7 protein-coding genes are annotated in these 14,936 nt (G+C 70.7%); all 7 read left to right on the forward strand.

The annotated features are described in order from the left end of the window. Positions 1-91 precede the first annotated feature (91 nt). Positions 92-1,714, forward strand: coding sequence for an ABC transporter permease subunit (locus tag CUD01_RS08245; RefSeq protein ID WP_141320190.1), 1,623 nt, complete (start codon positions 92-94; stop codon positions 1,712-1,714). Continuing rightward, positions 1,714-2,619, forward strand: a complete 906-nt coding sequence (locus CUD01_RS08250) for a sugar ABC transporter permease (RefSeq protein WP_094180317.1) — start codon at positions 1,714-1,716, stop codon at positions 2,617-2,619. Before CUD01_RS08245 ends, CUD01_RS08250 begins: the two co-directional genes overlap by 1 nt. Next, positions 2,616-4,472, forward strand: coding sequence for a glycoside hydrolase family 13 protein (locus CUD01_RS08255; protein ID WP_141320191.1), 1,857 nt, complete (start codon positions 2,616-2,618; stop codon positions 4,470-4,472). Before CUD01_RS08250 ends, CUD01_RS08255 begins: the two co-directional genes overlap by 4 nt. A 36-nt stretch (positions 4,473-4,508) precedes the next feature. Beyond that, positions 4,509-5,792, forward strand: coding sequence for a deoxyguanosinetriphosphate triphosphohydrolase (locus CUD01_RS08260; protein ID WP_243860743.1), 1,284 nt, complete (start codon positions 4,509-4,511; stop codon positions 5,790-5,792). 297 nt (positions 5,793-6,089) lie between these two features. Continuing rightward, entirely contained in the window at positions 6,090-11,594 is a 5,505-nt protein-coding gene (locus tag CUD01_RS08265) for a family 43 glycosylhydrolase (RefSeq protein ID WP_141320194.1), read from the forward strand. Positions 11,595-11,762: 168 nt separating this feature from the next. Then, positions 11,763-13,439: a glycosyl hydrolase family 18 protein gene (locus CUD01_RS08270; protein ID WP_141320196.1), complete on the forward strand. Its 1,677-nt coding sequence runs from the start codon at positions 11,763-11,765 to the stop codon at positions 13,437-13,439. A gap of 95 nt (positions 13,440-13,534) precedes the next feature. Further along, the coding region (gene dnaG / locus CUD01_RS08275) for a DNA primase (protein ID WP_141320198.1) at positions 13,535-14,936 on the forward strand (1,402 nt) is incomplete at its 3' end.

Below are 14,936 nucleotides of genomic sequence, written 5' to 3' on the forward strand. Positions count from 1 at the left end.
GCCCCCGTACCGCGCCCACGCGCGCGCCGTGCGGCGGCGGAGCACACTGCACACATCGGCGCCCGACGGCGGGCGCCGCGCGGAGGACCCTATGTCGCAGCAGACGATCGCGCCCGACAGCGAGCACGCCCCACCCGAACCACCTCCCGGCGACGCGCGCCCCGTGCGCGGTGACTCCTCGCCGGCCCGGGACTTCTCCCGGGGCTTCCTGGTCAAGCTCGTGCTGGTCGGCCTGATCGACGCGATCGGGCTGTACGGCATCCTCACGGCGATCTCGGTCGAGCAGTGGGCGATCGTCGCCTTCCTCGTCCTGGCTCTCGTCGCCGTCAACTGGGCGTACTTCTCGCGGCGGGCGCTCGCCGCGAAGTACCTGCTGCCCGGGCTCGTGTTCCTGCTCGTCTACGTGATCTTCACCGCCTGCTACACGGCGTACGTGGCGTTCACGAACTACGGCGACGGCCACAACTCCACGAAGGACGACGCGGTCGCCGCGATCCTCGCGCAGAACGAGCAGCGCGTGGAAGGCTCGCAGGCGTACCCGCTGACGATCCTCACCGACGGTGACGGGGCCCTCACGTTCGCGATCGTGCGCGACGGCCAGGCGCTCGCCGGCACCCAGGAGGAGCCGCTCGCCCCCGCGCCGGACGCGAGCGTCGAGTCCGACAAGGTCACGGCTCTGCCCGACCACGAGGTGCTCGGCTTCGCGGCCGTGGCGCAGCGGCAGCAGGAGATCGTCGACCTGCGCGTACCGGTGTCCGACGACGCCGCCGACGGGTCGCTGCGCACGCAGGACGGCTCGACCGGCTACATCTTCGAGTCCGTCATGGAGTACGACCCCGCCGCCGACACCATGACCGACACGCAGACCGGCGTGGTCTACCGGCCCAACGACCACGGGCAGTTCCAGGCCGAGGACGGCTCGACTGTCACGCCCGGCTGGCGCGTCAACGTGGGCTTCGAGAACTTCACGCGGGCGTTCAGCGACGACCGCCTGCGCACGGCGTTCGTCGAGATCTTCCTGTGGACGTTCGCGTTCGCCCTGCTGTCGGTCGTCACGACGTTCGTGCTCGGCCTGTTCCTCGCGGTCGTGTTCAACGACCCGCGCGTGCGGGCCCGCAAGCTGCTGCGCGCACTGCTGATCCTCCCGTACGCGGTCCCGGCCTTCATCTCCGCGCTCGTGTGGAAGGGCATGCTCAACACGCGCAGCGGCTTCCTCAACCAGGTGATCCTCGGCGGTGCCGAGATCCCGTGGCTGACCGACCCGTGGCTCGCGAAGCTCTCGATCATCGCGGTCAACCTGTGGCTCGGCTTCCCGTACATGTTCATCGTGTGCACGGGCGCGCTGCAGTCGATCCCCGGTGAGGTCTACGAGTCGGCACGCATGGACGGCGCCAAGCCCTGGCGCATCATGCGCTCGATCACGCTGCCGCTGCTGATGGTCTCGGTCGCACCGCTGCTGGTCGCGTCGTTCGCGTTCAACTTCAACAACTTCGCGCTCATCTACATGCTCACCGGAGGTGGGCCCAACTTCGTCGGCACGCCCGTCGTCGTCGGGCACACGGACATCCTCATCTCGATGGTCTACTCCATCGCCTTCGAGAGCGGCCTCAAGCAGTACGGCTTCGCGAGCGCCCTGTCGATCCTCATCTTCATCCTGGTCGGCGCGATCTCCTGGTGGGGCTTCCGTCGCACGCGTCGTCTCGAGGAGCTGTGATGACCACCACCCAGACCCAGCCGGGCAGGGCCACGACGAACCTGCGCCGCAGCGGGACGCACGGGCGGCGCTGGTGGCGCGAGGTGTCGTGGCGCTACCTCGTGGCGCTCGTCATGATCGTGATCTGCGTGACGCCGCTGCTGTACGTCATCTCCGCGTCCCTCAACCCGGGCGGTTCGCTCGTCGGGTCCAACCGCCTGTTCCGCACCGTCTCGGGCGAGAACTTCGCCGACCTGGAGGCGCGCGGGTTCTGGACGTGGCTCGGCAACTCGCTCGTCGTGTGCTCCGTGACGGCGATCGGCACGGTCCTCATGGGCGCCGCGGCCGCGTACGCGTTCTCGCGGTTCCGGTTCAAGGGCCGTGAGAAGGGGCTCACCGGGCTGCTGCTCGCGCAGATGTTCCCGCAGACCCTCGCGTTCGTCGCGATCTTCCTGCTGCTGCTCACGCTCAAGGACGTGTTCCCGGCGTTGGGGCTCGACAGCCTGCTCGGGCTGATCTTCGTGTACCTCGGTGGCGCGCTGGGCGTGAACACGTTCCTCATGTACGGCTTCTTCAACACGGTCCCGCGTGAGCTCGACGAGGCCGCGAAGATGGACGGCGCGACGCACGGCCAGATCTACTGGACGATCATCCTGCGCATGGTCACGCCGATCCTCGCGGTCGTCGGGCTGCTGTCGTTCATCTCGTCGTTCGGCGACTTCCTCATCGCGAAGGTCGTGCTGCAGCGCTCGGACCACTGGACCGTCGCGGTGGGGCTGTACTCGCTCGCGGCCGACGAGCGCACCGCGCCGTGGGGGCTGTTCGCCGCCGGTGCCGTGGTCGCCGCCGTGCCCGTCGTGCTGCTGTTCATGTTCCTGCAGAAGTACATCGTCGGCGGGCTCACCGCGGGCTCCGTCAAGGGATGAGCGCAGGGCTCGGCCTCGGAGTACCGCACCACGACGGCTCGGAGCTGTACGTCGAGCGCGCCACCCCGCGGCTCGGGGACGTCGTACCCGTCCGGGTACGCGTCCCCGCGTCGCGGGCCGAGCGCGGGGTGCACGTGCGCGTGGTCCGCGACGGCGAGCCCCGGTTCGTGCCGGCCCGCCTCGAACGGGCCGACGCGCGCGAGCGCTGGTACGTCGCGGACGTCGTCGTGCACAACCCCGTCACGCCGTACCGGTTCCTGCTCGACGAGCCCGGCGGGTACCGCTGGCTCAACGGACGTGGCCTGCACGGCCGGGACGTCACCGACGCCGCGGACTTCCGCCTCGCGGTGCACGACCCCGCGCCCCGCTGGCTCGACGACGCCGTGGTCTACCAGGTGTTCCCCGACCGGTTCGCGCGGTCGTCGGGGCACGACGGCCCACCGCGCGGTCCGCTGCCGGACTGGGCGATCCCCGCGGACTGGGCCGAGGAGCCGATCGGGTCAGGCCACGGCGTCGCGCAGCAGGTCTACGGCGGTGACCTGCGCGGCATCGAGCAGCGTCTCGACCACCTGCAGCGGCTCGGGGTCGACACGCTGTACCTGACACCGGTCTTCCCGGCGCGCTCGAACCACCGGTACGACGCGACGAGCTTCGCCCACGTCGACCCGCTGCTGGGCGGCGACGAGGCGCTCGCCTCGCTGTCGGCGGCGCTGCACGCGCGCGGCATGCGCGTCGTCGGCGACCTCACGACGAACCACACGGGCGTGGGCCACGAGTGGTTCGAGCGGGCGCGCGCCGACCGGTCGAGCGCGGAGGCGTCGTTCTACTACTGGACCGACGACGAGCCGGGCTACGTCGGGTGGCTCGAGCACGCGTCCCTGCCGAAGCTCAACTACGGCGCACCCGAGCTCACCGAGCGGATGATCACCGGTGCCGGGTCCGTGGCCGAGCGGTGGCTGCGGCCCCCGTTCGACCTCGACGGCTGGCGCATCGACGTCGCCAACATGACGGGGCGCTACCGCGACGACGACCACGCGCACGCGGTCGCCCGCGCGCTGCGGGCCCGGATGGCGGGGGTCAACCCCGACGCGGCGCTCGTCGCCGAGCACTTCCACGACGCCGCGGGCGACCTGTCCGTGGGCGGCTGGCACGTCAACATGAACTACTCGGCGTTCACGCGGCCGGCCTGGACGTGGCTCGTGGCGCCGGGCTCGTCCCTGCCCTTCATGGGGATGCCCGTGCCGGTCCCGCGCGGCGGGGGAGCGGACATGGTCGCGACCATGCGGGACTTCGACGCGACCGTCCCGTGGTCGGTGACGCGGCACCAGTGGAACCTGCTGGGGTCGCACGACACCGCGCGCATCCGGACCGTGACCGGCTCGCGCGCGCTGGTCGAGGTCGCCGCGGGCCTGCTGCTGACCTACCCGGGCACGCCGGTGATCTGGGCGGGCGACGAGGGCGGGCTGACGGGTGTCAACGGCGAGCACGGGCGGGTGCCGATGCCGTGGGGGCGGATCGACGGCGTCCCAGGGGCCGCGGGTGCGGACTGGGACGACGCGACGTTCGCGACGTACCGCGCGCTCATCGCGCTGCGGCGCTCGTGCCGCGCGCTGCGCGAGGGCGGTCTGCGCTGGGCGTTCGTCGACGACGACGCCGTGGGCTACCTGCGCGAGACGGCCGACGAGCGCGTGCTCGTCGTCCTGGCGCGCGACGTGTGGGCGGGCGCTCGCCTGCCGCTGCCGGTCCGCGCCGCGGAGAACCTGTACGGCGGTGGCGTGCTGGGCACGGGTGCCGACGAGGTCGTCGTGCCGGCGACCGAGGGCCCGTCCGTGCAGGTCTGGCGGCTGGGCTGACCGGGAACGCGTGCGCGGTTGCGTACGCTTGACCCGATGACCATGCTCGAGCACCTCGACGTCGACGGGTACGTCGACGTCGACCGCGAGCGGTGGGTCGCCGAGTCCGCGAAGTCCAAGGGGCGCACGCCGTTCGAGCGGGACCGCGCGCGCATCGTGCACTCGTCCGCGCTGCGCCGGCTCGGGGCCAAGACGCAGGTGCTCGGCCCGTCGTCGGACGACTTCGTCCGCACGCGACTGACGCACACGCTCGAGGTCGCGCAGGTGGGCCGCGAGATCGGCAAGGCGCTGGGCTGCGACCCGGACGTCGTCGACACGGCCTGCCTGGCGCACGACCTCGGCCACCCGCCGTTCGGGCACAACGGCGAGCGTGCGCTCGCGGTGCTGGCGAAGGGGATCGGCGGGTTCGAGGGGAACGCGCAGACGCTGCGGCTCCTCACCCGGCTCGAGCCGAAGGTCGTCGGCCCGGACGGCACGCCGGTCGGCCTCAACCTGACGCGCGCCTCGCTCGACGCCTCGGTCAAGTACCCGTGGCGCTACCTGCAGGGTCCGGTGAGCGCTGCGAGCGGCCGCCCCACGCACAAGTTCGGCGTCTACGAGGACGACCTGCCGGTGTTCACCTGGCTCCGGCAGGACGCTCCCGACGGCCGCAAGTGCCTCGAGGCGCAGGTCATGGACCTGGCCGACGACATCTCCTACTCGGTGCACGACGTCGAGGACGCCGTGGTCGGCGGGCGCCTGGACCTGGCCGTGCTGACGATTCCCGACGAGCGGGCGCGCGTGGTCGAGGCCGTGCAGACCTGGTACGGCGACGCGGTGGACGAGGCCGGGCTGCTCGCCGCGATGGACCGACTCGTGCACGCGCGGCTGTGGGCCACGGGCTTCGACGGGTCCCGCGTCTCGCTCGCGATGCTCAAGGACGCGACGAGCCAGCTCATCGGCCGGTTCGCGAAGGCGTCGCAGAAGGCGACGCGCGCGCAGTACGGCGACGGGCCGCTCACGCGGTACGCCGCGGACCTCGTCGTGCCGTTGACGACGCAGGCCGAGATCCTGGTGCTCAAGGGGCTCGCGGTGGCCTATGTCATGGCGCCGCGCGAGCTCGAGCCGCTCTACCACCGGCAGCGCGAGATGCTGACGGACCTGGTGACGATCATGGCGGACCGCGCGCCGCTGGCCCTCGAGCCCCCGTTCGCCGCCGACTGGGCCGAAGCGCCCGACGACGCCGCGCGCCTGCGCGTCGTGATCGACCAGGTCGCGTCGCTGACGGACGTCTCGGCTGCCGAGGCCCACGCGCGCCTGGTCCGCCCACCCCGCCACTGACGGCTCGCCGGAGCGGGTCCGTCGTGCCTCCACCCGATGGCGACGTGACCATCCTGCCCCGCTCGCTCGCGTGCGTTGATAACGATCGATGTGAGCGATAACATCGCGCCGCTGGAGAGGAGTGCCCAGGTCACGAAGCGGTGACCTGGTGGCCTGCTCCGTCCCGTCAGACGCGCACGAGATGTCGTGCGCACCGCGCGGGACACGGCGCGACGCGATCCCGCCGAGCGCCAGGGGCAGCCTGCTTGACACCCGACGGCTGCCACCGCCGAGTGCGACACGAATCGAGGAGGATCCGTGGGAGCGCATCACCACACGCGCGGAAGAGGGCTGCTCGCTGCAGCCGTCACCGGTGCACTGGTCAGTACCGCGTTCGTCACCACGTCGGCGCTGGCCGCCGAGGGGGACGACAGCACCTGGGTGCCGCAGCCGTCGTACACGTCGACTGACGCAGGCGACGGCACGTACTCGGTACCGTTGCTCGAGTCCGACGTGCCCGACATCAGCGTCGCCCGCGTCCCGGCGGCGGAGAACGACGAGGGCCGCGACATCTACTACATGGTCAGCACGACCATGCACCTGAGCCCCGGCGCCCCGATCATGAAGTCGTACGACCTGGTCAACTGGGAGACCGTCAGCTACGTCTTCGGCCGGCTCGGGACCGACGACTCGACGTCGCTGCGCAACGGAGGCAACTCCTACGGACAGGGCCAGTGGGCCTCGTCGCTGCGCTACCACGACGGCAAGTTCTACGTCCTGTTCAATACGAACAACCTCGGGGGCGCCTACCTCTACTCGACGGACGACGTCGAGAACGGTGCCTGGACCTCGACCAAGCTGGGCCGGGGCCTGCACGACCCGTCGCTCTTCTTCGACACCGACGGCTCCGCGTACATCTTCTACGGCGCCGGGACCACGAACGCGGTCAAGCTCAACAGCGACCTGACGGCGATCACCGACGAGTACCCGGCGATCTTCAGCAAGTCCGACTTCTCGAGCCAGTCGTACGTGACCAGCTCCTACGAGGGCATGCAGGTCTACAAGATCGGCGACTACTACTACATCGCCACGATCACCTGGCCGAGCGGCGGCAACCGCCAGGTCGTGCTGTTCCGGTCGCCCGACCTGCTCGGCCGGTACACGTCCGACGACGGCGCGCAGACGTACGAGACGCGCTCGGGTCTGAACTCCGACGGCTTCGCCCAGGGCAGCCTCGTCGACATCGCCACGGACGACGGTGAGGTCGCGTGGTGGGGCATGTTCTTCCGTGACACCTACCCGATCGGCCGCATCCCCGCGCTGATCCCCGCGGTGTGGGAGGACGGCTGGCCGACCTTCGGCGACGACGGCGACGTCTCGCGCGGCGACTCGTTCGACAAGCCGATCACGCTGACCGACGCCCAGCAGGCGCTGGAGCGCACCCGCAGCGTCGTCGCGTCCGACGACTTCGCGAACGACGCACCGCTCAAGCCCTACATGGACGAGGACTGGGACATCGAGCCGTCGACCGTCGACACCTCGCTCCTGGGTGTCAACCTGGTCGACAACCCCGGCTTCGAGTCGGGAGCGACCTCGCCCTGGACCGCGCAGTACGGCGGCGTCCTGGCCGTGCAGAGCGAGCAGGCCGCGACGGGCACGTACGCGCTGTCGGTGAGCGGACGCACGCTCAACGGCGCGGGGCCGACCCAGGTGCTGAACGGTGAGCTGCAGAAGGGTGTCACCTACGACGTCTCGGCGAAGATCAAGTACACCGAGGGCCCTGACACGACGACCTTCATCCTGGGCTCGAGCACGAGCTCGGTCGTCAAGACCATGACGAGCGCCGTGGTCACCAAGGGCGACTGGGTGACCGTCAGCGGCTCGTACACGGTTCCCGAGACGGCGGACCCGAGCAACATCAAGCTCGTCGTCGAGACGCCGTGGAAGTCGAGCTACGCGGACGGCGAGCTGGTCTCCTACTACATCGACGACGTCTCGGTCGTGGGTCGTCAGGCGACGAACGAGGATCCCGACGCCGACGAGGTCACGTTCAACGGCTCCACGCTCGACACCGCGTGGGAGTGGAACCACAACCCCGACAACCGCTACTGGTCCCTGACCGACCGCGACGGCTGGCTGCGCCTGACCGCGGGCAAGGTGGTGACCGGCGACTACACCTACTCCAAGCTCTCGACGCACGACGAGCTCACCTACCTCGAGGAGGCGCGCAACACGCTCTCCCAGCGGACGTTCGGCCCGAAGGCCTCGGCCGAGACGCGGCTCGACGTCTCCGGCATGAACGACGGGGACGTCGCCGGCCTCGCGACGTACGGCCGCTCGTTCACGTACGCGGCCGTCAAGCAGGTCGACGGCGAGCGCATCCTGGGCGTCGTCGAGCGGCTGCAGCCGTTCTCGGCGACGATTGACCAGGACGCGGTCGAGTCGTTCGTGGCGGGCACGACCGTGGAGCTCGGTGACGCGACCGACGTCCGGATCAAGGCCGACGCCGACTTCGCGTCGAGCGCCAACCAGCTGTGGGTGCAGTACTACTACAGCCTCGACGGGGAGGCCTGGCAGCCGCTGGGCGACCCGACCGGCCCGCTGGTCATGGACTGGAGCCTGTCGCACTTCATGGGCTACCGGTTCGGGCTGTTCGACTACGCGACGCAGTCCACCGGCGGTCACGTCGACGTCGACTACTACCTGCTCAGCGACACGCTGACGGCCGACGGCGCCGAGCTCGACACCACCGCGCTGGACGCGGCCGTCGCGCACGCGGCGACGCTCGACCAGGCGGACTACCCGGCGCAGGCGTGGGCGGACATGCAGGCGGCGCTCGCGAAGGCCCAGGCTGTCACGGACCCGAGCACGCAGAACCAGATCGACGCGCCGACCCAGGCGCTCAGCCGTGAGCTCGCGGAGCTCGGCGTGCTCGTCGACGACGGCACGACCACGACGCCGCAGGAGCCGGTCGACCCGGAGGATCCGACCTTCGAGCCGACGCCGGACCCCGAGCCGGCCGAGGGCGAGCTGGTCGTCAACGGCTTCTTCGCGGACGGGACCACGGGCTGGACGGCGCGCAACGCGACGCTCGGCACGGTCGACGACGTGACGAAGCAGTCGACGGTCGGGTCGGTCACGGGACGCACCGGCACGCAGGCCGGCCTGTGGCAGGACATGACCGGCAAGCTGCTCGCCGGTGCGACGTACCAGGTCAGTGCGAAGGTCAGGTATGACACGGGACCGGCCACGCGCGCGTTCAACATCACCGGCAACTTCGGTGGCTACGCCTACGACGACTACGTGAGCACGACGCTCACGAAGGGTGAGTGGGGCACGATCAGCGGCGAGTTCACGGTCCCGACGACGCAGTCGGTCGACGAGGCGTGGCTGCTGATCGAGACCACGTGGGTCGCGAGCCCGGGTGCGGACGACCTCATGGACTACCTGGTCGACGACGTCTCGCTCGTCATGACGCAGGAGCCGCCGGTGGTCGAGGAGCCGGGCGTCTGGGACGCCGTCGCCAAGCGGGTCGGTAGCTCGAACCCGCTGGTCAACCACAAGTTCGGGGCCGACCCGTACGCGTTCGAGCACGACGGCCGGGTGTACGTCTACATGACGAACGACACCCAGCAGTACGACCCGAGCAACCTCGCGTCGAACAACTACAGCAACATCAAGACGATCACCGTCATCTCGTCGGACGACCTGGTGAACTGGACCGACCACGGCGACATCAAGGTCGCCGGGGCGTCCGGTGCGGCGACGTGGGCGAACAACTCCTGGGCGCCCGCGGTGGCCAGCAAGGTCGTCGACGGCCAGGAGAAGTTCTTCCTGTACTTCGCCAACAACGCCGCGAGCGTGGGCGTCCTCGAGGCGGACTCGCCGACCGGTCCGTGGACCGATCCGCTCGGCCACGCGCTCATCACTCCGAGCACGCCGGGTGCGTCGGCCGACGGCAACTGGCTGTTCGACCCTGCGGTCGTCGTGACCGACGAGGGTGACGCGTACCTGTACTTCGGGGGTGGCACCGGCACGAACGCCAACAACCCGAAGACGACCCGCGTGATCAAGCTCGGTGACGACATGACGAGCACGGTCGGCAGCGCGCAGGTGATCGACGCCCCGAAGATGTTCGAGGCGAGCCACGTGTTCGAGCGGGACGGGAAGTACTACTACTCGTACTCGACGAACTTCACGCCGCCCGACGCGAGCACCCCGGCGGACTACCCGGCGACCGGCGTGATCGCGTACATGGTGGCCGACACACCGCTGGGATCCCTCCAGGACGACGGCTCCTACGCGTGGACGGTCGACGACTACGCCGGAGTGGTCCTGCCGAACATGTACGGCTTCTTCGGCGTCGGCGGGAACAACCACCAGTCGTTCTTCGAGCTCGACGGGAAGTTCTACATCGCCTACCACGCCGGCACGCTCGACAAGGCGATCCATGGCAGCGGCAACACGCTCGGGTACCGGTCGACGCACATCAACGAGGTCACGTTCGACGAGGACGGGCTCATGGAGCAGGTCCAGGCGGACTACGCCGGTGTGGACCAGCTCGCACCGCTCGACGCGTTCGACGGGGCGATCGAGGCGGAGACCATCGGGTGGGAGCAGGGCATCACGACGACCGAGATCGACGTCCCGTCGACGACCGGATCGGCGACCAACCTGGCGCTGACCGATATCGACGCGGGGGACTGGGTGGCGCTCGCGGGCGTCGACCTGGCGCACGGCGCCTCGAGGGTCACGGCCCGGGTCCGGTCCGTGCAGGCGGGCACGACGATCGAGGTCCGGCAGGACGCCGTCGACGGCCGCCTGCTCGGCACGCTCGAGCCCGTGGTGTCCGACCAGTGGCAGGACGTGACCGCCGACCTGGCGGACGCATCCGGCGTGCACGACGTGTTCCTGGTCTTCCAGGGTGGTGCGGGCGACCTGCTCGAGGTCGACACCTGGTCGTTCACCGAGATGCACCGGGCCACGACGACGCAGGTGGCCGTCTCCGGACGGCTCGTCGTCGGCGACGAGCAGAAGCTCGTGGCGACCGTGACCCCGCGCACCGCCACCGGTACGGTCTCGTTCCGCAGCGGCACCCGGGTGCTCGGGACCGCCGCCGTCGTGGACGGTGTCGCGACGTCGACCGTGAAGCTGCCGGTGGGCAAGCAGACGGTCACGGCCGCCTTCGTGCCGGCGGGCGACACCTGGCTCGGCTCGACCGGCCTGGTGCAGACCACGGTGCGCAAGTCGGCGTCCACGACCGGTGCGCGCGGACCGTCGGGTGCCGTCCGGTACGGCACGCAGGCCACGGTGAAGGTGACGGTGACCGGGACCGACCAGCCGGCCTCCGGCAAGGTCCAGCTGCGCCGGGCCGACGGCACGCTGGTGCGGACGGTGACGCTCTCGACCTCCGGCATGACCGGCACGGCCGAGGTGGCGCTGCCCGCGAAGCTGGCGGTGGGCTCGCACGCCTTCAAGGTCAAGTACGTCGGGACCGCCTCGGTCGCTCCGTCGTCGACCACGGTGAAGGTGATCGTGATCCGCTCGGTTCCCAAGGTCAAGCTCGTGCGGTCGTCGTGGACGGTCTCGGAGGGTTCGCGCCCGAAGGTGATCGTGACGGTGACAGGCCCGACGAAGGGCGAGCGGCCCACCGGGACCGTGCGGCTCGTCGCGGGCTCGACCGTGCTGAAGGGCACGCTGAGCAAGGGCAGGGTCGTGTTCACGCTGCCGCGCACCACGAGCACGCTGGTGCTGGTGGCGCTCTACTCGGGTGACTCGAGGTACGCCACGTCGAGCTCGACGCACCGGCTGAACGTGCGCTGACGCCGGCGACGACGCCCCCGTGCCTGCCGGGCGCGGGGGCGTCGTCGTGCCCGCAAGTCATCCCATCCGCTGACCGATGTCACCCGGTCTGACTAACGTCTGTGGGTAAGGGATTAGTGAATATCCCTTACTAAATACCGCACTTCCCATCGCTCAGGGAGGCAAGGCATGCAGCACGCAGGACTCGCCGGCGCAGGAGCCGGCATCACGCGCAGAACACCGCCCCAGCGACGACGCACCGCGCTCGTCGCCCTCGCCGCCGCGGCGGCACTCGTGACGGCGGGACTCGCCGCCGCGCTGCCCGCCACCGCGGCGGGCACCTTCACGGCGACGTTCACGTCGGCAGGTGACTGGGGGACCGGTCACCAGGCCACCGTGAAGGTCACCAACGGCTCGTCGGCCACGGCGTCGTCCTGGACGCTCGAGTTCGACCTGCCCGCCGGGACCGCGATCACCAGCTCGTGGGACGCGGACGTGACCCGCACCGGCAACCACTACAAGGTCACCTCCAAGAGCTGGGCCGGCCCCTTCGCCCCGGGCGCCTCCCAGTCCTGGGGGTACGTCGGCAGCGGCCCGTTCGCGCAGCCGACGGGCTGCACCATCAACGGTGCGACGTGCACGGGCACGGTCCTGCCGACGACGAGCCCGACGAACCCGACGACGAGCCCGACGCCGACGGTGACCCCCACGGTGAACCCGACGCCGACGCCGACGACCACCGTGAACCCGGGAGCGAAGAAGCTCGTCGGGTACTTCGCGGAGTGGGGCGTCTACGGACGGAACTACCACGTCAACAACATCAAGACGTCCGGCAGCGCGTCGAAGCTGACGCACATCCTCTACGCGTTCGGCAACACGACCGGGGGGCGCTGCTCGATCGGCGACTCGTACGCGGCGTACGACAAGGCGTACACCGCCGACCAGAGCGTCGACGGCGTCGCGGACACGTGGGACCAGCCGCTGCGCGGCAACTTCAACCAGCTGCGCAAGCTCAAGGCCGCCAACCCGGGCCTCAAGGTCCTCTGGTCGTTCGGGGGCTGGACCTGGTCGGGCGGCTTCACGCAGGCGGCGGCGAACCCCACCGCGTTCGCGGACTCGTGCTACTCGCTGCTCAACGACCCGCGCTGGGCCGGTCTGTTCGACGGCATCGACGTCGACTGGGAGTACCCGAACGCGTGCGGCCTGAGCTGCGACTCGAGCGGTCCGCAGGCGTTCGACCGGGTCGTCACGGCGCTGCGCGACAAGTTCGGCTCGAGCTTCCTCGTCACGGCCGCGATCACGGCGGACGGCAGCAGCGGCGGCAAGATCGACGCGACCGACTACGCCACCGCGGCGACCAAGCTGAGCTGGATCATGCCGATGACGTACGACTACTTCGGCGCGTTCAACCCGCAGGGACCGACGGCACCGCACTCGCCGCTCACCTCCTACCCGGGAATCCCGCAGGCGGGCTTCAACTCCGAGGACGCGGTGAACAAGCTCATCGCCAAGGGGATCCCGGCGAGCAAGATCCTGCTCGGCGTCGGGTTCTACGGACGCGGCTGGACGGGCGTCACGCAGAGCGCACCCGGCGGCTCTGCGACCGGCGCCGCGCCCGGCACGTACGAGGCGGGGATCGACGACTACAAGGTCCTCAAGAACCGCTGCCCGGCCACCGGGACGGTCGGCGGGACCGCGTACGCGAAGTGCGGCAACGAGTGGTGGAGCTACGACACCCCCGCGACGATCGCCACCAAGACCGCCTGGGCCACGAGCAAGGGCCTCGGCGGGGCGTTCTTCTGGGAGCTGTCGGGTGACACGAGCAACGGCGAGCTGATCTCGGCGCTCAAGTCGGGCATCGGCTGACCGGACGACGAGGTGAGGGGGTCGGCGCCGACGGCGTCGGCCCCCTCGCCCGCCCGGACGTCGGGACGACGACGCGGACGACCTAGACTCCTGGCGTGGCGGGACGCATCCGGCGGGAGGACGTGGAGGCGGTCCGCGAGCGTGTGCGCATCGACGAGGTGGTCGGCGCGCACGTGCAGCTCAAGACCGCGGGCGTCGGCTCCCTCAAGGGTCTGTGCCCCTTCCACGACGAACGCTCGCCGTCGTTCCACGTGCGGCCCCAGGTCGGCCGCTACCACTGCTTCGGCTGCGGCGAGGGCGGCGACGTCATCGACTTCGTCATCAAGGTCGACGGCCTGGGGTTCACCGAGGCGGTGGAGTACCTGGCGGGGCGCGTCGGGATCCAGCTGCGCTACGAGGAGGGCGGCGGTCCCGCCCGGCCCGAGCAGGAGCCCGGCCGTCGACGCCGGCTGATCGAGGCGCACAAGGTCGCCGAGGAGTTCTACCGCGAGCAGCTCACGACGCCCGCCGGTGCCGCGGGCCGGCAGTTCCTCGCCGAGCGCGGCTTCGACCGGACCGCTGCCGAGCAGTTCGGCGTCGGGTTCGCCCCCACCGGGTGGGACGCGCTCATGCGTCACCTGCGCGGGCGCGGGTTCACCGAGCCCGAGCTCGTCGCCTCGGGGCTCGTCAGCCAGGGGCAGCGCGGCGTCTACGACAGGTTCCGCGGGCGGCTCGTCTGGCCCATCCGCGAGGTCACCGGCGAGACCATCGGGTTCGGCGCGCGCCGCCTGTTCGACGAGGACAACGGCCCCAAGTACCTCAACACACCCGAGACCGCGCTGTACCGCAAGTCCCACGTGCTGTACGGGCTCGACCTCGCCAAGCGCGAGATGCAGCGCGCCAAGCAGGTGGTGGTCGTCGAGGGGTACACCGACGTCATGGCGATGCACCTGTCCGGCGTGGGGACCGCGGTCGCGACGTGCGGCACCGCGTTCGGCTCCGACCACGCGCGCATCGTGCGCCGTCTCATCGGCGACTCCGGTGCCAGCAGCGGCGTGCAGCTCGCGACGGGGGCGTCCGTCGGCGGCGAGGTGATCTTCACGTTCGACGGGGACGCGGCCGGGCAGAAGGCCGCGCTGCGCGCGTTCGGCGAGGACCAGACGTTCGCCGCGCAGACGTTCGTCGCGGTCGAGTCGAGCGGGATGGACCCGTGCGAGCTTCGCCTCGCGCGCGGACCGGACGCGGTGCACGCGCTCGTGCGCGGCCGCCAGCCGCTGTTCGCCTTCGTCCTGCGCTCCACGCTCGCCGCGTACGACCTCGCGACCGCCGAGGGTCGCGTCGCCGCGCTGCGCGCCGCGGCGCCCGTGGTCGCCGGGATCCGCGACACCGCGTTGCGCCCCGAGTACACGCGCCAGCTCGCCGGCTGGCTCGGCATGGAGGACCTGTCGACCGTGCAGCGCGCCGTCGACGGGGCGCGTCGCGGCGGGCCGTCGGGCCGGGGCACGACGAGCGGGCCGA

It is taken from the genome of Cellulomonas uda (assembly GCF_006538705.1).
Classification (GTDB): Bacteria; Actinomycetota; Actinomycetes; order Actinomycetales; family Cellulomonadaceae; genus Cellulomonas; species Cellulomonas uda.